Annotated in this window: 18 protein-coding genes and 1 pseudogene; 11 read left to right on the top strand and 8 right to left on the bottom strand. The window is 66.1% G+C overall.

Annotated elements, in window-relative coordinates:
- Nucleotides 1-8: 8 nt before the first annotated feature.
- Nucleotides 9-413: a flagellar basal body rod protein FlgB gene (flgB, locus tag PSm6_RS20860; RefSeq protein WP_021220628.1), complete on the bottom strand. Its 405-nt coding sequence runs from the start codon at nucleotides 411-413 to the stop codon at nucleotides 9-11.
- A 328-nt stretch (nucleotides 414-741) separates the two neighbouring features.
- Between flgB and PSm6_RS20855 the strand changes: the two genes are divergently transcribed.
- Nucleotides 742-1,167 carry an organic hydroperoxide resistance protein gene (locus tag PSm6_RS20855; protein WP_031288170.1) on the top strand — a complete coding sequence of 142 codons (426 nt, stop codon included), beginning with the start codon at nucleotides 742-744 and terminating at the stop codon, nucleotides 1,165-1,167.
- Nucleotides 1,168-1,243: 76 nt separating this feature from the next.
- Here PSm6_RS20855 and cheR read toward each other — a convergent pair whose 3' ends face one another.
- Both cheR and PSm6_RS20845 read right to left on the bottom strand, forming a co-directional pair.
- A complete protein-coding gene (cheR, locus tag PSm6_RS20850; RefSeq protein WP_031288173.1) occupies nucleotides 1,244-2,071 on the bottom strand; it encodes a protein-glutamate O-methyltransferase CheR in 828 nt (275 codons plus the stop codon).
- A gap of 43 nt (nucleotides 2,072-2,114) precedes the next feature.
- Nucleotides 2,115-3,047, bottom strand: a complete 933-nt coding sequence (locus PSm6_RS20845) for a chemotaxis protein CheV (RefSeq protein WP_021220631.1) — start codon at nucleotides 3,045-3,047, stop codon at nucleotides 2,115-2,117.
- Between the two features lie 80 nt (nucleotides 3,048-3,127).
- Between PSm6_RS20845 and flgA the strand changes: the two genes are divergently transcribed.
- The 4 genes from flgA (at nucleotide 3,128) to PSm6_RS20825 (ending at nucleotide 5,749) form a co-directional block, all read left to right on the top strand.
- The gene (flgA, locus tag PSm6_RS20840) at nucleotides 3,128-3,889 is read left to right on the top strand and encodes a flagellar basal body P-ring formation chaperone FlgA (RefSeq protein ID WP_037021935.1); all 762 of its coding nucleotides are present in this window, start codon (nucleotides 3,128-3,130) and stop codon (nucleotides 3,887-3,889) included.
- 164 nt (nucleotides 3,890-4,053) lie between these two features.
- Nucleotides 4,054-4,398 carry a flagellar biosynthesis anti-sigma factor FlgM gene (gene flgM / locus PSm6_RS20835; protein WP_021220633.1) on the top strand — a complete coding sequence of 115 codons (345 nt, stop codon included), beginning with the start codon at nucleotides 4,054-4,056 and terminating at the stop codon, nucleotides 4,396-4,398.
- A gap of 49 nt (nucleotides 4,399-4,447) precedes the next feature.
- Nucleotides 4,448-4,915 carry a flagella synthesis protein FlgN gene (locus PSm6_RS20830; protein WP_043245560.1) on the top strand — a complete coding sequence of 156 codons (468 nt, stop codon included), beginning with the start codon at nucleotides 4,448-4,450 and terminating at the stop codon, nucleotides 4,913-4,915.
- 84 nt (nucleotides 4,916-4,999) lie between these two features.
- Nucleotides 5,000-5,749 (top strand): flagellar brake protein, encoded by a 750-nt coding sequence (locus PSm6_RS20825; RefSeq protein ID WP_043245559.1) that lies wholly within the window; start codon nucleotides 5,000-5,002, stop codon nucleotides 5,747-5,749.
- A gap of 217 nt (nucleotides 5,750-5,966) precedes the next feature.
- Here PSm6_RS20825 and PSm6_RS20820 read toward each other — a convergent pair whose 3' ends face one another.
- The 3 genes and pseudogenes from PSm6_RS20820 to PSm6_RS20810 all read right to left on the bottom strand — a co-directional run bounded on the left by PSm6_RS20820 (nucleotide 5,967) and on the right by PSm6_RS20810 (nucleotide 9,983).
- Entirely contained in the window at nucleotides 5,967-7,271 is a 1,305-nt protein-coding gene (locus tag PSm6_RS20820) for an MFS transporter (protein ID WP_043245558.1), read from the bottom strand.
- A 60-nt stretch (nucleotides 7,272-7,331) separates the two neighbouring features.
- Nucleotides 7,332-8,572 (bottom strand): annotated as a pseudogene (locus PSm6_RS20815) (glutamine synthetase family protein).
- Nucleotides 8,573-8,903: 331 nt separating this feature from the next.
- Complete coding sequence (locus PSm6_RS20810; RefSeq protein ID WP_265168124.1) at nucleotides 8,904-9,983, bottom strand: sigma-54 interaction domain-containing protein; 1,080 nt, start codon at nucleotides 9,981-9,983, stop codon at nucleotides 8,904-8,906.
- Between the two features lie 305 nt (nucleotides 9,984-10,288).
- Here PSm6_RS20810 and PSm6_RS20805 point away from each other — a divergent pair, with 305 nt between their 5' ends.
- The 6 genes from PSm6_RS20805 to PSm6_RS20780 all read left to right on the top strand — a co-directional run bounded on the left by PSm6_RS20805 (nucleotide 10,289) and on the right by PSm6_RS20780 (nucleotide 19,899).
- Nucleotides 10,289-11,362 (top strand): ABC transporter substrate-binding protein, encoded by a 1,074-nt coding sequence (locus tag PSm6_RS20805; RefSeq protein WP_265168123.1) that lies wholly within the window; start codon nucleotides 10,289-10,291, stop codon nucleotides 11,360-11,362.
- Nucleotides 11,363-11,379: 17 nt separating this feature from the next.
- A complete protein-coding gene (locus PSm6_RS20800) occupies nucleotides 11,380-12,591 on the top strand; it encodes an LLM class flavin-dependent oxidoreductase (RefSeq protein ID WP_265168121.1) in 1,212 nt (403 codons plus the stop codon).
- Between the two features lie 117 nt (nucleotides 12,592-12,708).
- A complete protein-coding gene (locus PSm6_RS20795) occupies nucleotides 12,709-14,277 on the top strand; it encodes an ABC transporter substrate-binding protein (RefSeq protein ID WP_265168120.1) in 1,569 nt (522 codons plus the stop codon).
- 409 nt (nucleotides 14,278-14,686) lie between these two features.
- Nucleotides 14,687-17,338 carry a TonB-dependent receptor gene (locus PSm6_RS20790; RefSeq protein WP_021220643.1) on the top strand — a complete coding sequence of 884 codons (2,652 nt, stop codon included), beginning with the start codon at nucleotides 14,687-14,689 and terminating at the stop codon, nucleotides 17,336-17,338.
- Between the two features lie 59 nt (nucleotides 17,339-17,397).
- Nucleotides 17,398-18,495 carry an LLM class flavin-dependent oxidoreductase gene (locus tag PSm6_RS20785; RefSeq protein ID WP_265168119.1) on the top strand — a complete coding sequence of 366 codons (1,098 nt, stop codon included), beginning with the start codon at nucleotides 17,398-17,400 and terminating at the stop codon, nucleotides 18,493-18,495.
- A gap of 432 nt (nucleotides 18,496-18,927) precedes the next feature.
- Entirely contained in the window at nucleotides 18,928-19,899 is a 972-nt protein-coding gene (locus PSm6_RS20780) for an IS110 family RNA-guided transposase (protein ID WP_265167663.1), read from the top strand.
- A gap of 111 nt (nucleotides 19,900-20,010) precedes the next feature.
- Here the strand turns inward: PSm6_RS20780 and PSm6_RS20775 are convergent, their stop codons facing one another.
- Nucleotides 20,011-21,828 carry a dipeptide ABC transporter ATP-binding protein gene (locus PSm6_RS20775; RefSeq protein WP_021220645.1) on the bottom strand — a complete coding sequence of 606 codons (1,818 nt, stop codon included), beginning with the start codon at nucleotides 21,826-21,828 and terminating at the stop codon, nucleotides 20,011-20,013.
- Nucleotides 21,825-22,667: an ABC transporter permease gene (locus tag PSm6_RS20770; RefSeq protein ID WP_021220646.1), complete on the bottom strand. Its 843-nt coding sequence runs from the start codon at nucleotides 22,665-22,667 to the stop codon at nucleotides 21,825-21,827. The genes PSm6_RS20775 and PSm6_RS20770 overlap by 4 nt, the downstream gene beginning before the upstream one ends.
- Nucleotides 22,668-22,675: the final 8 nt, after the last annotated feature.

Below are 22,675 nucleotides of genomic sequence, written 5' to 3'. Positions count from 1 at the left end.
GTTCTCCCTTATTCGCCGCGCAGGGCAGCGACCAGCCCTTTGAATTTGCTATTGAGCATCGTGAAGCTGGCCTGGAACTGCATGGAGTTCTCGGTGTAGGTCGATTGTTCCTGCTGCAGGTCGACGGTGTTCTGGTCGATCGAGGGCTGGAACGGAATCCGGTACTTCAGGCCTTCGTCGAACAGGCTGGCGCCTTCGGCAGCGATGTGACGCTGGTTGGTCAGGTTGGCATGGAAGGTGCCCTTGCTGTTCTCCACCTGCTGCTGGAGCACAGCCTTGAAGTCCAGGTCACGCGCCTTGTAGTTGGGCGTGTCGGCGTTGGCGATGTTGTTGGCCAGCACTTCGGCACGCTGGGTGCGGAAGCTGAGGGCCTTTTCATGGATGCCGAGGGCGCTTTCGAAGCTGATGCTCATGTCTCTAACCTTTGCCGGCTGGCAATGTCGGTTTACCTGCATGACATTCAGCAAAGGCTATGCCAACTTTTAAATCCCTTTATTTTCAATGGCTTGAGATAAATCCTCGCAGCAATCGAGGCGGCAACGGCAAGGCATTACCGCTTTTGCCGGTGCCGGCGGCAACGCGGACGAGCGGTCTTGCCGCTGAGCGGCAATGGCCGGCAGCGGTGATTGCCGCCCCGCCCTCTCCTTTCATCTGCGTGGTCTAGGCTTTGGTTTCCGTCTGACGGCAGCCGCTGTGCAACGCCGCCATCGCCCCTTGATCGACGAACCCGAGGAGATCGAAATGCCCATCGAAAAAGCCCTGTATCGCGCCTACGCCGAAGCCTACGGTGGCCGTGAAGGCCGTGCCGTATCGTCCGATGGAGTACTGGATGTGAAACTCACCACGCCCAAGGAGCTGGGTGGCGCAGGCGGCGAAGGGACCAACCCGGAGCAACTGTTCGCCGCCGGCTACTCGGCGTGCTTCCTCGGCGCCATCAAGTTCGTCGCCGGCAAGCAGAAGGTCAGCCTGCCGGACGACGCCTCCATCGAAGGCATCGTCGGCATCGGCACCCTGCCCACCGGCTTCGGCATCGAAGTGGAGCTGCGCATCTCCCTGCCCGGCATCGACAAGGCCGTGGCCCAGGACCTGGTCGACAAGGCCCATGTGGTCTGCCCCTACTCCAACGCCACCCAGGGCAATATCAACGTCACCCGCACACTGGTTTGAGCCCGCCCGCAGGCAAATAAAGCAGGCCAATAAAAAGGGAGGCTTTCGCCTCCCTTTCCCATGTCGCGCTACCCGGTCATTTGACCTTGTAGATGATCCCCGGGCTGCACTGCACCATCTGGTACAGCTCCGGCAGGCCATTGAGCGCCTCGGACGCACCGAGGAACAGATAGCCACCGGGCTTCAGCGTCGCGTGGATGCGCGTGAGGATGTCCTTCTTCACCTCGGCGGAGAAGTAGATCAGCACGTTGCGGCAGAACACGATGTCGAACTTGCCCAGCGCCGCGTAGCTGTCCAGCAGGTTCAGCGCACGGAACTCGACACGGTTGCGGATAGCCGGCTTGACCACCCAGCGCCCCGGCCCCTTGGGGTCGAAGTAGCGGGTGAGGCGTTCCTGGGAAAGCCCGCGCCCCATCGCCAGGCTGTCGTACTCGCCGGCCTTGCAGGCGGCGAGCATCGAGCTGGACAGGTCGGTGGCGACGATGCGCACGCCGGCCTTGAGCTGGCCCAGGTTGACCTTCTCGAACTCGTCGATCGCCATGGACAGGGAGAACGGCTCCTGCCCGGAAGAGCTGGCGGCCGACCAGATGCGCAGCGGCTGGTTCGGCGAGGCCTTGATCATTTCCGGCAGCACCCGGCTCTTCAGTACTTCGAAGGGGTAGGTGTCGCGAAACCACAAGGTCTCGTTGGTGGTCATGGCATCGACGACCTGCTCGCGCAGGCCGCCACGCGGGGAACCCTGGATCTTCTGTATCAGCTCACCCAGCGACTTGATGCCGTTCTGTTCCATCAGCTTGTTAAGGCGGCTGGATACCAGGTACTGCTTGTTGCTTCCCAGCAGGATGCCGCAGGTTTTTTCCAGGAAGATCCGGAACTGCTCGAAATCCAAGTTACCTGAAGACACTAGGCCCGCCTCATTCATATCTGTTTCCTGGGGGAATCATCCCTCAGCCGCCATCCGCGATTCTGATCCGCTCGATCACACGTGCAGCCAGGTCATCGGGTCGGAACTTGGCGAGGAAATCATCCGCGCCGACCTTCTTCACCATCGCCTGGTTGAACACGCCGGAGAGCGAAGTATGCAGGAGGATGTGCAGTTTCTGCATTCTCGCATCGCCTCGGATCTCCGCCGTCAACGTATAACCGTCCATTTCCGGCATCTCGATGTCGGAGATGATCATCAGCAGCTCCTTCTCCGGCGCCTTGCCCTGCTCCACCAGGTCATGCAGGTAGTTGTACGCCTGCCGGCCATCGTTGAGCGCGGTGACCTCGACGCCGACGGTCTCCAGGCAACGGATCAGCTGCTTGCGGGCCACCGACGAGTCGTCGACGATCAGCACCCGCTTGGTCACGGCACTGGCTTGGGTGTTCTGGTCGATCACGCCCTCGGAAATCACTTCGGAAGTCGGTGCGACCTCGGCGAGGATCTTCTCCACGTCGATGATCTCCACCAGGTTCTTGTCGACCCGGGTAACCGCGGTCAGGTAATGCTCACGACCGGTGCCCTTGGGTGGCGGATGGATCTCCTCCCAGTTCATGTTGACGATGCGCTCCACCGAGCGCACCAGGAACCCCTGCACCTTGGTGTTGTATTCCGTGATGATGACGAAGCTGTTCTTCAGGTCATCGAGGCCACGTCGACCGGTGGCCATGGCCAGGTCGAGAATCGGGATGGTGCCCCCACGGATATTGGCCACGCCGCGAACCACAGGGCTCGACTTGGGCATGATGGTGAGCTTGGGGCACTGCAGCACCTCCTTCACCTTGAACACGTTGATCCCGTATAGCTGGGTCCCATCCAGCCGGAACAGCAGCAACTCCAGCCGGTTCTGACCGACCAGTTGCGTACGCTGGTTAACCGAATCCAATACACCGGCCATGCCAGGACTCTCCCGTTATTAGCTTCAGCACGCTTCGCCTTAGAGTAGCAGGCGGCACGGGCCTTGCTTTTGATCTTGATATGAACGCTATGACGACGATTTTCCGACACACGATGGCACAACGCCGCCACCTTTTTAAGGTCGTTTTACCTGTTTTGTTCTGCCTCGGCCACAACAGCGCCTCGGCGGAGGAACTCACATCGCCCGAAGTCCTTATCGGCTCCACCCAAGGCTTTCTTGAGTTCACGGTGGAGGATTATCTGCAGACCAACAATATCCCCGGTCGTTACGACATCCAGATCAACCGGCTCGACCCCAGGTTGCGCCTGGCGGCCTGCGACAGGGAATTGACGGTCACACTCGAAAGCCCGGCACAACCCATCGGTCGGGTCACCGTCGGCGTGCGCTGCGAAGGCAGCGCGCCATGGAGCGTCTACGTCCCCGCGCAGGTCCGGCTGTTCCGCGAAGTAATAGTAGTAGCCCGTCCGCTGCGCCGTGGGGCAGTCGTCAGTGCGGACGACTACAACCTGGTGGAACGCGAGGTGGGCCTGCTTAACCAGGGCTACCTGACCGATCCGGCACAGGTAGAAGGCTACAAGCTCACCCGTGCCGTGGTCGCCGACCAGGTGCTGGCGCCGGTTCACCTGGAAATGGCCGAGGTGATCCGCAAGGGCGACCAGGTGGTGATCATCGCCAAGAGCACCAGCATCAGCGTGCGCATGCCCGGCGAGGCGCTCTCCGACGGCTCCCCCGGGCAGCAGATCAGGGTGCGCAACCTGCAGTCCAAGCGGGTGGTCAAGGCGCGGGTCACCGGGCCCGGCCAGGTCGAGGTGGCGATGTAACCTTGGTTAGGCACGAGTCTTGTATGCAAATACGCCATCTCGTGTAGAGTGCCGTTTCTACGTCGCTTCCGGGGGCCGGAAAAAAATCGGAAATTTGCCCTAAAGTTTATTTCCGCATGGCCGATAGCGTCGGTAAGCGTCCAAACACCCAGAGGTTTTGCATCATGGTCATCGACTTCAACCGGCTGAATAACGCCGCTACGCCGCCCGGTACGGGCCGTACGAGCAATGCCCAGTCCGGCGGCAAGAACGAAGCCGTCGCAGGCTCGACCACGACTCCGTCGCAAACGGCCAGTGCCGATGCGGCCAAGACCGCCAAGACCGGTGAAAACGTGCAGCTGAGCAGCGATGCGCAGAACCTGCAGAAAGCCACCGACAAACTGCGTGACCTGCCCACCGTGGACAAGGAACGCGTCGAAAAACTGAAACAGGCCATTGCCGACGGCTCCTATCAGGTAGACAGTCAGCGCGTGGCCAGCAAATTGCTCGACTTCGAATCCCAGCGCTAGTCTCAGGGCAGCGCTGGGGATATTGGACGCCCAATCCCCAGAGCCCGCGATGCAAGACACTATCCTGCTCGACCTGTTCACCCACGATATCGGCCACGCCCAGCAGTTGCTTGAGCTGATCGATACCGAATTCAAGGCCCTCACCGAGCGTGACCTGGGCCACCTCGAAAAAATCCTCGCCGACAAGCAGCCCCTGCTCGCCCTGCTCGATGCCCATGGCAAGCAGCGCACCGAAGCACTTGTGGCCCTTGGCCTCAGCGCCGACCGCACCGGCCTGCACACCCTCGCCGAAACCTCGCCACTGGGGGCCGATCTCATTGCCCGCAGCGAAGAACTGAGCGCCGTGCTCGAGCAGTGCCAGAACGCCAACCAGCGCAATGGCCGGCTGATTCGTGCGAACCAGGCCTCGGTTGGCAGCACCTTGGCGATTCTCCGCGGTCAGGATGCGCCCAGCCTCTATGACAGCCGTGGCGGTGCCGCTAAAATCCAGCGACAGCGCCCGCTTAGCCAGGCCTGATAACAACAACGGCACGACGACATTACCGGCAAATTGCCAGTATGCTAGTGCCGGAAGTCTTTCGTGCTTGGAGAGTCCTGGACCGTGTCCAATGCGTTTATCGAAGAAGATGGGCCGCAACCGCCCAAGGTGCTGAAGGCACCGGTGGAGATTCACGCCAATCTTCGTCTGCTGCAGCAAAACCACGACCCGCTGATCATCACCTTCCACGAGCGCAGCCAGCGCTTCCAGAGCTACCTGGTCGAGATCGACAAGGACAAGAAGCTGCTGGCCCTCGACGAGATGATTCCCAACGATGGCGAGCGCTTCCTGCGCAACGGTGAAAGTTTCCGTGTGGAAGGTTTCCGCGATGGCGTGCGCATCGCCTGGGAATGCCCGCAGCCGGTCCGTGTCGGTGAGTTCGAAGGCGACGCCTGCTACTGGTGCCCGCTGCCCGAAGAGGTGATCTACCACCAGCGCCGCAACGCCTTCCGCGCGCCGCTGATGCTCAGCCAGCTGGTGGTCATCGAACTGGCCGGCGACAAACTGCCCAAGGGCTTGCCTGGGCACATGCTGGATATCTCCGCCACCGGCTGCAAACTGCGCTTCTCCGGTGACCTCACCAGCCGCCTGCAAGCCGGCCAGGTTTACGAACGCCTCAGCGCCCAGCTGCCGGTGGGCACCCTGGTCGCCGCCGTCGAGCTGCGCCATGCCAGCTATGACGAGAAGCTCGACATGACCTTCGCCGGCATGCGCTTCTACCGCTCCAGCGGCCAGGAGCAACGCCTGATCGAGCGCTTCGTCTATCAGCTGCAGCGCGAAGCCCGCCGCTTCGACAAGGACGACCTGTTCTAGTCCTCCCGCGCCGCTCGCCTCCGCGACCGGCGCCTCCCCTCTCGACACACCCCCTACAAGCCCCCAGCCGACCCAGCGCCCACAGCACTGGCAGCCGTTTTCATGGGGCGCAGGCCGCCACGCCCCGGGATCTGCCCGTGGGTCATGGCGTCTGCCTGTAACGATTGGAATGGCCGGCCCCGGGTACGAACGGGGCCGCAGGGAGTACCTGTCACCCTCAGCTGGGACGGGGCTCCTCAGGCGCCGGAGGCGGCGGGGTGAAGCTGTCGCCGCCCATCTGCTCGTGCACCACCTGCTCGTCAACGCGCGGGTCGAGGGCGGCCACCAGGGGCGAGCTGACTTCCGGGGTCGCCACGTGGTGCAACGGCGCCTCGTCGACGCGGTGCAGGCCGGTGACCTTGTCGGGCCGTACCCGCAGCACCAGCACCAGGGCGCAGACGCTGGCGAAGGCATAGAACATGTTCGGCCCCACCTGCTTCATCAACGCGCCGGTCACCAGCGGGCCGATGCTCGCGCCCACGCCGAAGGTGATCAGCAGCATCGCGGTCAGCGAAACCCGCCGCTCCGCCTCGATATGGTCGTTGGAGAAGGCCACCGCCAGCGGGTAGAGGGTGAACTGCAGCATGCACACCAGGAAGCCCATGGGGAACAGCATCTCCATCGGCACCTGCGGCATCAGCGCCAGGGGAAGCGCCGCCAGCACCAGCAGCGCGGCGATGGTGCGGATCAGCATGGCGCGGTCGTGGCGGTCAGACAGCCAGCCCAACGGCCACTGCACCAGCAGCCCGGCGAGGATGCAGAAGCCCATGAACAGGCCGATCTGCTCGGTGCTCAGCCCCTGGCGCGTGGCATAGAGCGGCGCCAGGCCGTAGAAGGAACCCAGCATCAGGCCGGAGATCAGCACCGTGGTCATCGACTGCGGCACCCGCTTGATGAAGAAGCGCGGCTCCAGGGGCGCCGGGTGCAAGGGCGCGGGGTGGATCTTGCGGGTCACCGCCACCGGCACCAGGCACAGCGCGAAGCACATCGCCACCAGCATCAGCAGCTCGGGGCCCAGCCCCGGGTGCAGCACCAGCACCAACTGGCCCAGCACCAGGCCGAGGTAGGAGGCCACCATGTAGCCGGCGAACACCTGGCCACGCTGGCCGGCCTCCGCCTGCTCGGTCAGCCAGCTCTCGATGACCATGTACTGGCACATCATCCCCAAGCCCACCAGCATGCGCATGAACAGCCAGGCCGGCAGCCAGTTGATCAGGCCATGCCCCAGCACCGCCGCCGTCACCAGCCCGGCGCACGCGACATAGGCGCGGATATGCCCCACCCGCGCGATCAGCCGATGCCCCAGCTTGCCGCCGAGGATCAGGCCCAGGTAGTTGGCCGCCATCAGCGCGCCCACCCAGAGCCCGTCCACCTTATCGGCGGCCAGGCGCAGGCCCAGGTAGGTACTCAGCAGGCCGGAGCCGATCAGCATCAGCAGCGTGGCGAAGTAAAGGGCACGAAACGACTTCAAGACACGACCCATTGGCTTTCCATGCGCTCCTTGAACAGGGCGGGCCGCAACGCGCGGCCCGCAAGGGGGATGCTACGCCTGGGCAGCCAACACGCGGCGCTCCCAGGGGTGATCTGGTCGAAGAAGCTGCTCAGCTCCATCGTCTTGGTGGCGATGTAGCCTTCGATGAACTCATCCCCGAACAGTTCCCGGGCCAGATCACTGCGTTTCAGACGCTCCAGAGCGGCATGCAGGGTACAGGGCAGGACCAGGGATTCGGGAATATCGAACTCGCCCTGCATGGGCGCGCTCGGCGCGATCCGCTGTTCCATGCCGTGCAACCCCGCCGCCAGGCTGGCCGCAATGGCCAGGTACGGGTTGGCGTCGGCGCCGGGCAGGCGGTTCTCCACCCGCCGCGCCACCGGCGCACTGGCCGGAATGCGCAGCCCCGCCGCACGGTTGTCGTGGGACCAGCAAGCATTGTTCGGCGACGCGTAAGGATGACAGAGACGCTGGTAGGAATTCACGTTCGGCGCGAACAGCCCGGTGAAATCCGCCATCGCCGCCTGCTGCCCGCCAATGAAATGGTAGAAGGCATCGGTCGCCTCGCCCGCCCCATCGCTGAAAATATTCCGCCCGCCGTCGATCTCCACCACACTTTGGTGGATGTGCATCGAACTGCCCGGCGTATGCGCCAGCGGCTTGGCCATGCACACCACCGTCACTCCGTGCTTGAGCGCCACTTCCTTGAGCATGTGCTTGAACAGGAAGGTCTGGTCCGCCAGCAGCAGCGCATCACCGTGCAGCAGGTTGATCTCGAACTGGCTCACACCCATCTCGTGCATGAAGGTATCGCGGGGCATGCCCAGCAGCTCCATGCAGGCATACACCTCCTCGAAGAACGGGCGCAGGCCGTTGTTGGAGGTCACGCTGAAGGCCGAGCAACCGTCCTCGCGGCGCCCGTCCAGGCCCAGCGGCGGCAGGAACGGCTGGTGCGGATCGGGGTTGGGCGCGAAGACGAAGAACTCCAGTTCGGTGGCTACCACCGGCGCCCAGCCATGGGCGGCGTAGCGCTCCAGCACACGGCGCAGCAGGCCGCGGGTCGACAGGCCGGAGGGGCAGCCATCCAGCTCCTGGGCATCGCAGATGGCCAGGGCGCGAGGGTTGGAACTCCAGGGCAGGCGGTGCACCTGGCTCGGCTCGGCCACCAGGGCCAGGTCGCCGTCATCGCTGCCGTAATACTTCGCCGCCGGGTAGCCACCCATGATGCATTGCAGCAGCACGCCACGCGCCAGCTGCAAGCGGCGGCCGGAAAGGAAGCCCTCGCCGGTCATCACCTTGCCCCGCATCACCCCGTTCAGGTCGGGGGTGACGCACTCGATCTCGTCGATGCCTGCCAGTCGTTCTGCGAGGGAACCTGGGCCGTCGGTAGTCATGCTTATTATCCTTGTGGGTACTGCGGTCACGCCGAAATGGAGGCGTGCACAAAATACGCACCGACTGTTCGATATTTCAAGCACCGCCACTAAACCGCACTGGATCTCTGCAGGGGTTTCGCTGCGCGCTACCCACACCCCCATAAAAAAGGGGCACAACCTCCGTTGCGCCCCTCTCTCGTCCATCCGTCCGTAGCCCGGGCTTCAGCCCGGGAATTCCAGCCGCCACTCAGGCGATACGCGCACTCCTCGGGCTCACCTCCAGCTCGCCGATCTTCTCCAGCCGCGCCCGCACGATATTGCGGCTGATGCCCAGCAGGCGCCCGGTCTGCAGCTGGTTGCCGTGGCAAAAGCGGTAAGCGGTGCGGAACACCGTCTCCTCGATATGCTCGTAAAGGTCCGGGCGGTTCTGTTCGAACAGCGCCGTCAGCGCCGCCTCCAGGTCCACCGGCGCGGCCGGGCCGGCCAGCACGCCCTGGTGAGCGTCGTGGCGCACGCCGGCGGGGCGCATGTCCACCAGGTGCAGGTCATTGGGTTGCACCTGCTGGTTGCGGCACACCAGCAGCGCATGGTGGATGGCGTTCTCCAGCTCGCGGATGTTGCCCGGCCAGCTGTGGGTCAGCAGCTTGCGCTCGGCCTCCACGCTCAGGGAGGCACGGTTGTAGCCCAGGCGCTGGCAATGCTCCTCGAGGAAGAACTCGGCCAGCGGCAGGATATCGCCCGGCCGCTCGCGCAGCGGGGGCAGGCGGATGGTCGCCACGTGCAGGCGGTAGAACAGGTCCTCGCGGAAATGCCCCGCCACCACCGCGTCGGCCAGGTTGACGTTGGTCGCCGCCACCAGGCGCACATTGATCGGGATCGGCGTACGCGAACCCAGGCGCACCACCTCGCGCTCCTGCAACACGCGCAGCAGCTTCACCTGCATGTTCAGCGGCAGGTCACCGATCTCGTCGAGGAACAGCGTCCCGCCGTTGGCCGCCTCGAACCAGCCGGCCTTGCTGTTGGTGGCACCGGTGAAGGCGCCCTTCTCGTGGCCGAACAGCTCGCTCTCCACCAGGGATTCGGGAAAGGCGCCGCAGTTCACCGCCACGAAGGGCTCCTTGCAGCGTCGGCTGAGGTGATGGATATGGCGGGCCACCAGCTCCTTGCCGGTACCGGTCTCACCGATGATCAGGGCATTGGCCTCACTCGGCGCCAGCCGCTCGATACGGTTGAGCAGCTCCTGCGAGCGCGGGTCCTTGAAGACCAGCACCGTGGCACGCACGGACTTGGTCAACTCGCGAGCATTGGGGTGGGTGAGCAGCGACATGATGCATTCCTGGTAGAGATGGGCGCGCCGCCATAGTGCATCAATCCAAATAGACTAAAAAATTATTAATTAGCATTTATATATTCCATAAAAGATATAAGGCGGTGCATTGCTGCTGCAGCAGCAACGCGTCAGCAGCCCCCTGCGTCGACACCAGCAATGCAGCGGCCGCCCCGCCACACCGCCTGCACGGCGAAGCCCGCGTCACCACTGGCGCCAACGCCAATCGCCCGTTCCATGGCATGCATCCTGCTCCCGCCGCTCCATCAGCCGGGCTCACCGCCCGTATTGCAAGGAGTGGAACCATGAACAGAATCTGGCGCAGCAGCCTGGTGGCCCTCGCCGCCCTGGCCTTCAGCCTCGGCGCGTTCGCCAGCGAGGCCCCCGCCTCGGTGAAGATCGCCATCGTCGCCTACACCCAGGGCGGCAAGCCGGTATTCGGCGGCATCCCCGGGCGAGTCATCGAAGACGGCTGGCTCGCCGCCGAGCTGGGCAAGCGCGGCATCACGCTCGACTGGATCGCCCTCCCCCACGCCGGCGCCGGCCCGCAGATCAACGAAGGCTTCTCCAACAACAGCATCGACTTCGCCGTGCGCGGCGACCTGCCTTCGGTCATCGGCGCCGCCGGTGGCGTGCCCGGCAAGCTGATCGTCCCCGGCGGCAACGGCAACAACGTCTACCTGGTGGTACCGGCCAACTCCGAAGCCAAGAGCATCGAAGACCTCAAGGGCAAGCGCATCGCCCTGCACCGTGGCCGCCCCTGGGAGTTCGCCTTCAGCAACTTCCTCGCCAGCAAGAACCTGGCCCTCACCGACTTCAAGATCGCCAACCTCAACCCCCAGGTCGGCGCCGCCGCCGTCTCTGCCGGCAAGGTCGACGCCGCCGTGCTGCTCAGCGAGTCCTACCTGCTGGAAGACAAGGGCGTAGGCCGCATCATCTGGTCCACCAAGCAGGGCTCCAACGACTGGCGCCTGGTCTCCGACCTCTGGGGCACCGACGACTTCATCCAGCGCTACCCCGAGGTCACCCAACTGCTCGCCACCGCCTGGGTCAAGGCCGCCTGGTGGATCTCCCAGGAGCAGAACCAGGACGCCTACTACCTCATCTCCTCCCGCGCCGGCACCCCGGAAAGCGTCCTGCGCCGCGACGACCAGGGCGACCCCGTGGCCTGGAAGGACCGCTGGGCCCCCAAGAGCGACCAGCAGCTCAAGGCCCACTACCAGGCCCTCACCCGCTACGCCCTGGACAACCGCCTGATCCGCGAGGACGTCGATATCGGCCAGTCCCTCGCCACCCGCTTCACCAACCAGGCCCTGATCGACCTGCACCTCGAAGACTACTGGCCCAGCCTCAAGGGCCAGATCAGCGCCCGCGACTGAATCCAAGGAGGAACCCCATGAGCATCGAATTCTTCACCCGCCTGCCGCTGCACGGCGAAACCCAATACCTGCCGGGCGACCCGCGCAACCGTGGCGACTGGCACCGCGGCGGCCCCAGCACCGGGGCGGTCTCCGGCTTCGCCGTCGGCGACCACTTCACCTACATCGACTACCTCGGCCAGATCGCCCGCGCCGCCGAAATCAACGGCTTCGGCGGCGCGCTGATGGTCAACGCCCCCACCGGCGAAGAGCCCTGGACCGTCTGCTCGCTGCTGGCCCGCGAAACCCGCACGCTGAAGTTCGTCACCGCCTTCCAGCCCTACCACTACACGCCCTGGGTCGCCGTGCAGCAGGCCGCCACCTACCAGCGCGCCACCGGCAACCGCCTGGTGTGGAACATCATCAACGGCGGCTCCGACGCCATCCAGCGCCAGGTCGGCGACTACAGCGGCCACGACGACCGCTACGCCCGCGCCATCGAATTCATGGACGTGGTCAAGGGCTACTGGCACAACGAAAACTTCCACTACGACGGCGTCTACTACAAGGCCGACGGCGGTGGCCTGCGCGGCCCGCTGAAAAAGGCCGAGCTGCCGCTGATCTGCACCGCCGGCTCGTCCATCCCCGCCCGTGAATTCGCCGCCAAGCACGCCGACTACTACCTGATGCGCGCCGAGCACCCGGACGAGGTCCGCGCGCTGATCGCCGACGTGCGCGAACGCGCCCTCAAGTACGGCCGCAGCGACATCCGCTTCGGCCTGTCCATCGACGTCATCACCCGTGAGACCGAGGAACAAGCCCAGGCCGAAGCCAAGCGCTTCTTCGACGAAGGCGTCGCCCGTGGCGCGGTCAAGGCCGTCGCCGCCCACGCCGGCCTGCGCACCGCGCGCAAGCTCAGCTACGAGCACGGCTACGCCGAGAAGGACGCCGCCCCGGAGTTCGACGACTTCTTCATCCACCCCAATGTCTGGGCCGGCTTCGGCTACATCGGCATCCCCCCGGGCTGCGCCCTGGTGGGCAGCTACGCCAACGTCGTGGCGCGCATCCGCGAGTACAACGAACTGGGCATCGGCCTGTTCTTCCTCGCTGGCTACCCGCACCTGGAAGAGGCCTATCGCCTGGGCGAACACGTGCTGCCGCACTTCCGTGGCGAGCGCGCGGCCCTGGTGAAGAGCACCGACGCCCCCATCGAACTGCGCGCCGTCAACGGCGGTCCGGCCGGAGCCTGACCCCATGGCCGAGCAGCGCTACCTGATCGACACCAGCCTGGCCCTGGTCCTGCTGTTTTCCTGGCTGCCGCTGCTGGGCCTGGCCTGACCCCCGCCCCGGCTCGAAGGAGTGAACCGATGCACGATGAACTGACCCGCCGCCGCTTCCTCGGCGGCAGCCTCGCCCTCGGCAGCGGCCTGCTGCTGGGCGGGGGCCTGCTCGCCGGCTGTGACCAGCAGGCCGCCACCCCCGCCACCGCCCTGCTCACCCCCAGCCACGGCGGGCGCCTGCGCCTGGGTATCCTCGAAGGCAACCAGAGCGGCAACCTCGACGCCCACAAGCCCATCGGCAGCGGCATCGTCCGCGGCTTCGCCCTCTACGCCAAGCTGTGGGAATGGGACGAGCAGATGCAGCCGCGCCTGGCCCTCGCCGAAGAGGCCGAGGTCAGCCCCGACGCCCGCACCTGGACCCTGCGCCTGCGCCAGGGCCTGGAGTTCCACCACGGCAAGACCATCGACGCCGACGACCTGATCTTCTCCGTGCGCCGCCTCACCGACCCGGAACTCGCCTCGCCCTACGCCGCCCTGCTGCACTGGGTGGACCGCGACAACCTGGTCAAGCTCGACGAGCGCACCATCCGCCTCAGCTTCAAGGAAGGCCGCGGCTTCTTCCCCCTGGCGGAAACCTGGGTCAACTTCGGCGGCATCGTCCCGGTGGACTACCACCCCGTCACCAACCACGTGGGCGCCGGGCCCTACCGGCTGAAAAGCTTCACCCCCGGCCGGCGCTCGCTGTTCACCCGCTTCGAGAACTACTACAAGAGCGGCAAGCCCTACGCCGACGAACTGGAAATCATCGACTTCAAGGACCAGGTCTCGCGCCTCGCCGCCCTGCGCGCCGGGCAGATCGACATGGCCAACGGCATGCCCAGCGAACAGCTCGACCTGCTGCGCAACGACCCGCGCATCAAACTGGTCACCTCGGTCACCGGCAACTGGCTGTCGTTCGACATGAACACCGCCAAGGCGCCCTTCGACGACCCGCGCGTGCGCCAGGCCTTCCGCCTGCTGGCCGACCGTGACGAGCTGGTACGCCGCGCCCTCAACGGCCAGGGCCGCGTCGCCAACGACCTCTACGCGCCCTTCGACCCCACCTTCAACCACGCCCTGGCGCCGCGCCCCCACGACCCGCAACGCGCCCGCGAACTGCTGCGCGAAGCCGGCCACGAAAACCTCGAACTGGAGCTGGTCACCACCGTCGGCCCCGGCCTCGCCTCGGCCCTGGTGCTGGCTGAACAGGCCAAACGCATCGGCGTCACCCTCAAGGTCCGCCAGGTCGACCTCGCCACCTTCCAGGGGCCCCAGCGCACCGAATGGGCCCTGAGCACCGGCGGCAGCATCGGCGCGCCCTTCCTCGCCAGCGGCATGCACAGCGACGCCCCCTTCGCCGTGGCCAACAAAACCAACTTCAACGACGCCGAATTCTCCGAGCTGTTCCTCCAGGCCATGGCCCAGCCCGACCTGGAGCAACGCAAGGCCCTGGTGCACCGCGCCCAGCAGGTCCAGTACGAGCGCGGCGGCATGCTCATCTGGGGCTACGCCGACCTGCTCGACGGTTTCTCCACCCGGGTCGGCGGCGCCCACGAGGAACAGACCCTGTTCAGCACCTGGCGCTTCGAAAGCCTCTGGCTGAACGGCACCGCCTGACCGCGCCCGGGGTGCTGCCCCACCAGCACTCCGGCAACAACCCGCTGCGTATCCCCCAGCAGCCTTCCCGCCCCCTTCCGCCCCCACGCGCCGCCTGCGTTCGCGGGCCGCCGATCGCCTGTCGAAAGCCGGCCAGAACCGCAAATAAATTCCTTATTTATCAATCAGATAAAACATCCACTCACTAATTCTCGCCACCCATTCATGGCTGGCATGCCCCGTGCTGTATCCACCTCGATACATCCATAACGAGAACCAGCCGAAGCCGCCTGGCGCGCATCGGCAACTGCCACTCCCGAGCCCAAGCGCCCGGGCTTTTCCACCCCTGCCTGGAACCCCATCAGCCACTGGCGCATGTGCGCGGCAGCCCCGCGCGCAGGAAAAGTCACAGCCCGGAGAGTCACCCAGCATGTTCAGCCTCGCCCCACCACCCGCCGCCGCCCTGCGTCGCAACACCCTGTCACTGGCCATCCTGGCCCTGGTATCCAGCGCCGCCTGGGCCGAGGAAAAACCCGTGGAGCCCGAGGCGGAAGCCAGCCAGGAACAGAAGCAGCAGGACAAGGCCGATACACCGCTGCTCGGCGTGGTCCAGGTGCAGGGCAAGCGTGTCGATGCCGCCACCTCGGTGGTGCCGGTGCGCCCGCCCAGTTCGGTGTACGGCGGCACCGCCGCCAGCGTGCTGGACACCCCGCGCTCGGTCACCCAGGTCAATGCCGAACAGCTCGCCAACGACCCCATCCGCAGCTCCGACGACCTGGTCAAGTACGCCCCCGGCATCACCCGCGGCGGCGGCCAGAACGCCGGCATCGCCCCGCAGTTCCGCGCGCAGAACTCGGAAGTGTTCCAGGACGGCCAGCGCGCCTACGCCGTGCGCCACCCGGCCAACTTCAACGCCGTCGAGGGCGCCGACATCGTCGCCGGCCCCTCCTCGGTGGTGTACGGCTCGGTCAGCGGCAGTGGCGGCTACGTCAACTACCTGAGCAAGAAGCCCGACTTCGACCAGTTCCGCACCCGCCTCAGCGGCCAGCTCGGCACCTGGATACCCGATGGCGAATCCCGCGACTCCACCCGCTTCACCGTCGACAACACCGGCCCCATCAGCGAGAGCCTGGCCTACCGCGTAAGCATCACCCGCCAGCGCCAGGAGGATTACTACGACAACGTCGACAACAACTTCGACGCCTTCTACGGCGCCTTCGCCTGGCGTGGCGACGGCATCCGCGTGGACTGGAACGCCGCCTACGACGACTACTTCGACTGGAACATCGCCCACGGCTGGAACCGCGCCACCCAGCAACTGGCCGACAGCGGCAAGTACTACGCCGGCCGCGCCACGCCGATCATCCAGAACGGCGGCACCCTGTGGTCGCCGGTGTTCGAATCCGGCGCCGCCGACTCCGCCGTGCTCGGCTGGGTGCAGCGCCAGCGCAACGCCCAGGGCCAGTACGCGGTGGTCAACAACAGCTTCCAGGCCACCTCGCCCAACACCCAGGGCAGCCCCGGCACCCTGCGCGGCTGGGTCTACGACCCCAGCCTGGCCGGCAACGGCCTGGTCTCCCTCGACCCGCAGACCGGCCACCGCGCCGAAGACAAGAGCACCTCCACCCGCTTCACCACCCAGCTGCGCGCCGAACTCGACCTCAGCCCCAGCATCACCCTGGCCAACAGCGCCTTCTACCAGCGCTCCGAAGACACGGTGGACGCGGTCGGCGCCTTCCAGGTGCAGTCGAAAGACAACATCTTCGACAACCGCTTCGAATTCCGCTCACGCAACGAAGCCAGCCTGTTCGGCCAGGTGCTGCGCGACGAAAGCAACAGCGGCCTGATCTACCGTCGAGAAAGCAACCAATCCATCGCCGCCAACAACAGCTTCGGCTCCACCATCAACGCCTACGACCTGACCCAGGACCCGGCCACCAAGAACCCCGGCGACCTGCTCGGCCTTACCGGTGCCAACCCCGCCGGCGGCAACGGCGCCTGGATCGGCCAACCCGGCGTGCCGCAGTTCTCCAGCTACTACGGCTGGCTCAACCTCGCCGCCATGTACCCCGCCGGGCACGGCCTCTATGCCGAATCCCTGGCGCCCTACACCGCCGAAAGCGTGTGGACCACCAAGACCCTGTTCACCCAGCACAACCTGCGCTTCGCCGAGCGCTACGGCCTCAACATCGGCGCCAGCCGCAGCTGGATCGACGCCCGCATCGAAAACCCCTTCGTCCTGCGCGCCGGCACCGAGCGCCAGGACAGCGACAGCTACCGCCTGTTCTCCGTGCAGGTCAGCCCCTACATCAAGCCCACCGAAAACAGCACCCTCTACTACACCTTCGACCGCTCCCTGGCGGTCAACACCGGCTTCTTCTCCAACGGCATCGGCTGGGGCAGCGGAGCCGGCGCCAACCTGCTCAACCCGCTGTCGTTCGAAAGCCTCAGCGTGCTCCACGAAGTCGGCCTCAAGGTCGACGCGATCCCCGACCGCCTGTTCCTCTCCGTCGCCGCCTTCAAGCAGGAACGCGACCAGGCGCCGGACAGCAACAACAACATCGCCCGGCTGATCATCAAGGGCGTCGAAGCCACCGCGCGCTACCAGCCGGACGAACACCTGCGCAGCGGGCTCAACCTCACCCGCCTCACCGCCTACAACGAATTCACCACCCAGACCGGCTTCGCCTCGGCCGGCTTCATCGCCGACAACGGCACCGTCTTCGGCGACAACAACGCCCTCAACCAGCGGCCTTCCGGGCGCTACGACGCGGTGCAGGTCCCCGAGTACAGCGTCAGCGGCTTCGTCGACTACAGCTTCGACTCCGGCTTCGGCGCCGAGCTCTCCGGCTGGTGGACCAGCAGCTGGTACCTGAACCTCAGCAAGACGGTGAAGGTGCCCGACGAATACAACCTCGACCTCGCCCTCTACTACCGCCAGCCGCAATGGAGCGCCACGGTACGCGTGCTCAACCTCACCGACGAGCTGAACTTCGTCAGCGGCCTCGCCGGCTCCACCAACACCTTCCTGCAGCCCATGCCCGGTCGCAGCCTCATGGCCCAGGTGGACTACCAGTTCTGAACCCGCGCGGGCCTGGCCCGTGCTCGACCCTCAACCTGCAACGCAACAAGGAGTGGACGATGTCCATCGAATTCGTCGGCATGATCTTCCCCCGCCAGTGGTCCGAAACACGCGGCCCGCGCACCGGGGATTTCGACCTGGAGTTTCTCCGCAACCACGCCCGCGCCCACGAGCACGCCGGCTTCGACCGGGTGCTCATCGCCAGCGGCCCCGGCGGCGCCGACAGCCTGCAGATCGCCGCCTACGCCGCCGCCCAGACCGAGCGCCTGGGTTTCATGATCGCCCACCGCCCGGCCCTCACCGCGCCCACCGTCGCCGCCCGCGCCTTCGCCACCCTCGACCACACCACCGGCGGTGGGCGCATCCGCCTGCACGCCATCACCGGCATCACCGCCGAGCCCCAGGAAGGCGACACCCTGCTGGACAAGACCGAGCGCTACCAACGCACCGACGAATACCTGGAGATCGTCCGCCGCACCTGGACCGCCGAAGAGCCCTTCGACTTCGACGGCAAATACTTCCAGATCAAGGGCGCCTTCAGCCCGGTCAAGCCGCTGCAGCAGCCGCACATCCCCATCTCCTTCGGCGGCTCCTCCGACATCGCCTACCAGATCGCGGTCAAGCACGCCGACCTCTACGCCCTCTGGGGCGAACCCCTGAGCGGCGTCGCCGAGCAGATCGCCAAGCTCAAGGTCGCCGCCAAGGCCGCTGGCGTCACCGCGCCCCGGGTCAGCCTCTCGGTGCGGCTGATCCTCGGTGCCACCGAAGAACTGGCCTGGCAGCGCGCCGAGCAGATCCTCGCGCAGATCAAGGCCAACCCGCAGTTCGCCGAAGGCAGCCCCTGGCAGAAGCGCATCAAGGGCACCGGCTCCGAACGCCTGCTCGCCGCCGCAGCCGCCGGCGACCGCCACGACCGCGCCCTGTGGATGCCAACCGCCACCGCCGTCGGCGCCTACGGCGACACCACCGCCCTGGTCGGCACCCCGGAAACCGTCGCCCAGGCCCTGCTCGACTATGTCGACCTCGGCATCACCACCTTCCTCAACCGCGGCTACGACCCCTACTTCGACACCGTCGACTACGGCCGTTGGATCATCCCCGCCGTCCGCGAAGAAGCCCGCCGCCGCGAACTGCAACGCCAGGCGGCCAGCGCCTGAGGCCAGGACACGAAGGATGGGAATGGCTGTAGGGGCGAGCTCACTCGCCCGCTGCACCCCGTGGGAGCGAATTCATTCGCGATGCTTCTCCACCGGCCAACCCCGGATGCCCTCACCACGTAGGGTGGACCCCGCTCCATCGGTCCACCTTTCAGTGCTCGCCGGCCACTCCGCTGGTGGATGAAAAAAGCGTCATCCACCCTTGTATCTCGACTAACTACCCCTTCAGGGGTAATAGTTCCCGACTGATCATCGGGGGAGGGGCTGGAAGTCGTGTCCACCCTTAGGCCCTGAGCCTGCGACGTAGATAGTGCTCCGCCCCTCCACACTCACTCGAACAGCCCGAACGGTATCTTGAGCCCAGAGCTCGCATTCACAAGGTTGGGCCGGGTGCAGTGATGATCGCATTTGGAACGATCAGGAGGAGCACACATGCCCAGTGTCATTGGTGTCGACATTGCGAAGCACACGTTTGATATCGCCACCCTGCAGGCGAACGGCAAGTACCGCACCAAGGCCAAGTTGGCCAACAGCGAGGCGGGCTTTCGCACGCTGCAGGAGTGGCTGAACAAGCACAGCGAGGCGGGTGCCTGGGTCGTGATGGAAGCCACCGGCATCCACCATGAAGCCCTGGCCGAATGGCTGCTGGAGCAGAACTATCGGGTCTGCGTCCTCAACCCAGCGCAAATCGCTCACTACGCCCGCAGTCAGCTGCAGCGCGTGAAAACTGACAAGGTCGACGCCAAGCTGATCGCCGAATACGGCGAGCGCCACCAAGATGAGCTACGGCCCTGGCAGCCTGAACCTCGCGCCATACGGCGCCTGAAAGCACTGATGCGGCGCCTGGCGGATCTGCAGGAAATCCAGCAGATGGAGAGCAATCGCCTGGAGGTGGCCGATACCAGCGTGCAGGAGTCGATCCGCTCAGTGTTGCGGCACATCGAGCAACAGATCGAGGAAACCCTCAAGGCCATCAACAACCACATCGACAATGACCCGGATCTGCGCGGCAAACGTGATCTGTTGACCAGCATCGATGGCATCGCGGACAAGACAGCCGCCCTGATCCTGGCGGAGCTGGGCGACCCTCATCGCTTCACCAGCAGCCGCGCGATTACCGCCTTTGCCGGGCTAAACCCACGTTTGCAGGAGTCTGGTAAGTACCGGGGGCAGACCCGCATTTCCAAGATGGGCTCATCGCGGCTGCGTGCTGGGCTGTACATGCCTGCCGTTTGCGCCCTGCAGCACAACGGGGCGATCAAAGCGATGAGAGAACGCCTCAGAGCCAAGGGCAAGACCGGCATGCAGATCATCTGTGCAGCGATGCGTAAGCTGCTGAACATCGCTTATGGCGTCTTGAAATCGGGCCAGCCGTACGACGTAAAACTGGCCCTTGCTCACTAGGGATCAAGACGGTATCTACAGACGTGCCACCGCAAAACACTGGAGATGAAATGGGTGTAGGGGCGAATTCATTCGCCCGCTTTACCCCATCAACCACCCGCACCCCGGGCTTCAACCCGGGACGAACAGGCTCGGCGAGTGCGCCACGAGGGTGCGGGTGTACTCGGTGCGCGGCTGGTCGAGCACCGCGTCCACGGCGCCTTCCTCGATCACCCGACCCCGGTGCAACACCACCACGCGGTCGGCGATGGCGCGGACCACGCCGAGGTCGTGAGTGACGAAGAGCAGGGTCAGTCCATCGGCCTGCAGCTCGCGCAACAGGGCGAGGATCGAGGCCTGCACCGACACGTCCAGCGCCGAGGTGATCTCGTCGCAGATCAGCAGCTTCGGCTGGCACACCAGGGCACGGGCGATGGCCACGCGCTGGCGTTCGCCGCCGGACAGGCTGTGGGGATGGAGGTCCGCCACTGAAGGCGGCAGCGACACCCGCGCCAGCACCGCCTCGATGCGCGCGCGGCAAGCCTCGCCGCGCAGGCCGAAGAAGTGCTCCAGGGGCGCAGCCAGGGTCTCGCCCACACTGTGCCGCGGGTTCAGCGCGCGGTAGGGGTTCTGGAAGATGTACTGCACCTGGTGGCGCAGCGCCGTGGAACGGTTGCGTGCGCGCAGGTCCAGCGGCTCGCCGGCGTAGTGCACCTCGCCCTGGGCGTTCTCGCCCAGGCCGGCCAGGGCACGGGCCAGGCTGGTCTTGCCGGAGCCGGACTCGCCCACCAGCGCCAGGCACTCGCCCCGCGCCAGTTGCAGCGACACATCGAACAGCACCTGGCGGTCATAGGCCACATTCAGCCCCTGCACCTCCAGCAGCAGCGGCCGCGCCTCCAGCGCACCCGCCGCCAGCGGCGCCTCCTCGACCAGCGCCAGGGGCTCGCGATGGGGGTCCAGGCAGGCCACCCGCTGCACCGGGTCGAGGCCGCGCAAGGGCGGCTCGGCCCGCTCGCAGGCGCTTTGCCGACGCGGGCAGCGCGCGGCGAAGGCGCAGCCCTGGGGCCGCTGTCCCGGTGCCGGCGCGTGGCCGGGAATGGCCCGCAGCGCCAGGCGCCGAGCCACATCCGGGATCGCCGCCAGCAGCCCCAGGCTGTAAGGGTGCGCCGGCCGCTCGAACAAGCGCTCACGGGGCGCCGCCTCGACGATGCGCCCGGCGTACATCACCACCACCCGATCCACCAGGTCCTTGATCACCGCCAGGTCGTGGGAGACGTAGACCGCCGCCACGCCCTGGCGTTTGCACAAGCGCCGCAGGGTTTCGAGGATGTGCGCCTGGGTGGCCACGTCCAGCGCCGTGGTCGGCTCGTCGAGCACCACCAGTTTCGGCCGCAGGACGAAGGCCAGGGCCAGCAACACCCGCTGCTGCTGGCCACCGGACAGCTGATGGGGGAAGCGCTGGAGGAACTCGGCATCGTCCGGCAAACCCACATCGCGCAGGGTCTCGCCCAGGCGCTGCTGCTGCGCATCCGCCGGCAAGCGCTCGTGGGCGGCCAGGGTCTCGCCCAGCAGCGCGCCGATGCGCAGCGCCGGGTTCAGTGCCGTGGCCGGGTCCTGGGGCACGTAGCCGATCAGCCCGCCACGGGCGCGGCGCAGCGCCTCGCCACGCAGCTCCAGCAATGAATGCCCGGCTACGTCCACCCGCCCGGAGGCGATGCGCGCACCGCGCCGGGCATGGCCCAGCAGCGCGGTGGCCAGGGTGGTCTTGCCGGAACCGGATTCGCCCACCAGGCCGAGGATCTCCCCCGGCGCCAGGCTGAAGGAAATCCCCTCCACCACATCGGCACCGCCGGCCAGCTCCACCCGCAACTCGCTGACCCGCAGCGCCGGCGCCAAGGGCTCGGCCAGGGGCAGCACCGGTTCCACCTGCAGTTCGGCCAGGGCGCTCATGGCTGCTTCTCGCCGATCTGCGCACTGCTGCGGCCGATGCCCTCGGCGAGGATGTTGGTGCCATAGGCGAACACCGCGATCAGCAGCGCCGGCACCAGTACCGCCCAGGGCTGGATCAGCAGGCCCGCCTGGTTCTCGTTGATCATCAGCCCCCAGTCGGCGGCCGGTGGCGCCACGCCGTAACCGAGGAAGCTGAGGCCGGAAAGAATGCCCACGCCCCAGGTCAGCATGTTGCCGAAGTGCACCAGCAGCGGCGTGAGGATGTTCGGCAGGATCTCGCGGAAGAGGATGCGCGAGCGCGGGTAGCCCATCATCTCCGCCGCCTCGACGAACTCCTGCCCCGCCACCGCCACCGTGCTGCCACGGGCCAGGCGCACCACGCTGGGGATGAAGGCGATGGCCACGGTGATTACGATCAGCCAGCTCTGGCGGCCGAGCATGGAAACGATCAGCAGCACCAGGATCAGGTCCGGGAAGGCCAGCGCCACATCGGTGGCCCACATGATCGCCTGGTCCAGCCGGCGCCGGGAAAAGCCCGCCAGCAAGCCCAGCGCGCTGCCCACGGCCAGGGCCAGGAAGGCCGCCGCGAGGGACATCCACAGCACCGAAAGACCGCCGGCCAGCAGGCGCGAGAGCACGTCGTGGCCGAGGAAGTCGTGGCCCAGCGGCGCGGCGGCACTGGGCGCGCCGTACACCGGCCCGACCATGTCGGTGGGCGCATGGGGCGCCAGCAACGGCCCGAGCAGCGCCAGGGCGAACACCAGCGCCGTCACCACCGCGCCCTTGCGGGTCTGGGGTTCGCGCAGCAGGCGGCGCCAGGAGGAAGAAGTCGCGGTCATGGAAGGGT

It is taken from the genome of Pseudomonas solani (genome assembly GCF_026072635.1).
GTDB classification, from domain to species: Bacteria; Pseudomonadota; Gammaproteobacteria; order Pseudomonadales; family Pseudomonadaceae; genus Metapseudomonas; species Metapseudomonas solani.
The sequence above is the reverse complement of the archived record's forward strand: the minus strand, read 5'-3'. Positions and strand labels throughout refer to the sequence as shown.

Bases quoted from the DNA above. Each gene is read 5' to 3' on its own strand.
- flgB (WP_021220628.1), bottom strand. From the start codon at position 413: ATGAGCATCAGCTTCGAAAGCGCCCTCGGCATCCATGAAAAGGCCCTC.
- PSm6_RS20855 (WP_031288170.1), top strand. From the start codon at position 742: ATGCCCATCGAAAAAGCCCTGTATCGCGCCTACGCCGAAGCCTACGGT.
- PSm6_RS20845 (WP_021220631.1), bottom strand. From the start codon at position 3,047: ATGGCCGGTGTATTGGATTCGGTTAACCAGCGTACGCAACTGGTCGGT.
- flgA (WP_037021935.1), top strand. From the start codon at position 3,128: ATGAACGCTATGACGACGATTTTCCGACACACGATGGCACAACGCCGC.
- flgM (WP_021220633.1), top strand. From the start codon at position 4,054: ATGGTCATCGACTTCAACCGGCTGAATAACGCCGCTACGCCGCCCGGT.
- PSm6_RS20830 (WP_043245560.1), top strand. From the start codon at position 4,448: ATGCAAGACACTATCCTGCTCGACCTGTTCACCCACGATATCGGCCAC.
- PSm6_RS20820 (WP_043245558.1), bottom strand. From the start codon at position 7,271: ATGGGTCGTGTCTTGAAGTCGTTTCGTGCCCTTTACTTCGCCACGCTG.
- PSm6_RS20810 (WP_265168124.1), bottom strand. From the start codon at position 9,983: ATGTCGCTGCTCACCCACCCCAATGCTCGCGAGTTGACCAAGTCCGTG.
- PSm6_RS20805 (WP_265168123.1), top strand. From the start codon at position 10,289: ATGAACAGAATCTGGCGCAGCAGCCTGGTGGCCCTCGCCGCCCTGGCC.
- PSm6_RS20800 (WP_265168121.1), top strand. From the start codon at position 11,380: ATGAGCATCGAATTCTTCACCCGCCTGCCGCTGCACGGCGAAACCCAA.
- PSm6_RS20795 (WP_265168120.1), top strand. From the start codon at position 12,709: ATGCACGATGAACTGACCCGCCGCCGCTTCCTCGGCGGCAGCCTCGCC.
- PSm6_RS20790 (WP_021220643.1), top strand. From the start codon at position 14,687: ATGTTCAGCCTCGCCCCACCACCCGCCGCCGCCCTGCGTCGCAACACC.
- PSm6_RS20785 (WP_265168119.1), top strand. From the start codon at position 17,398: ATGTCCATCGAATTCGTCGGCATGATCTTCCCCCGCCAGTGGTCCGAA.
- PSm6_RS20780 (WP_265167663.1), top strand. From the start codon at position 18,928: ATGCCCAGTGTCATTGGTGTCGACATTGCGAAGCACACGTTTGATATC.
- PSm6_RS20775 (WP_021220645.1), bottom strand. From the start codon at position 21,828: ATGAGCGCCCTGGCCGAACTGCAGGTGGAACCGGTGCTGCCCCTGGCC.
- PSm6_RS20770 (WP_021220646.1), bottom strand. From the start codon at position 22,667: ATGACCGCGACTTCTTCCTCCTGGCGCCGCCTGCTGCGCGAACCCCAG.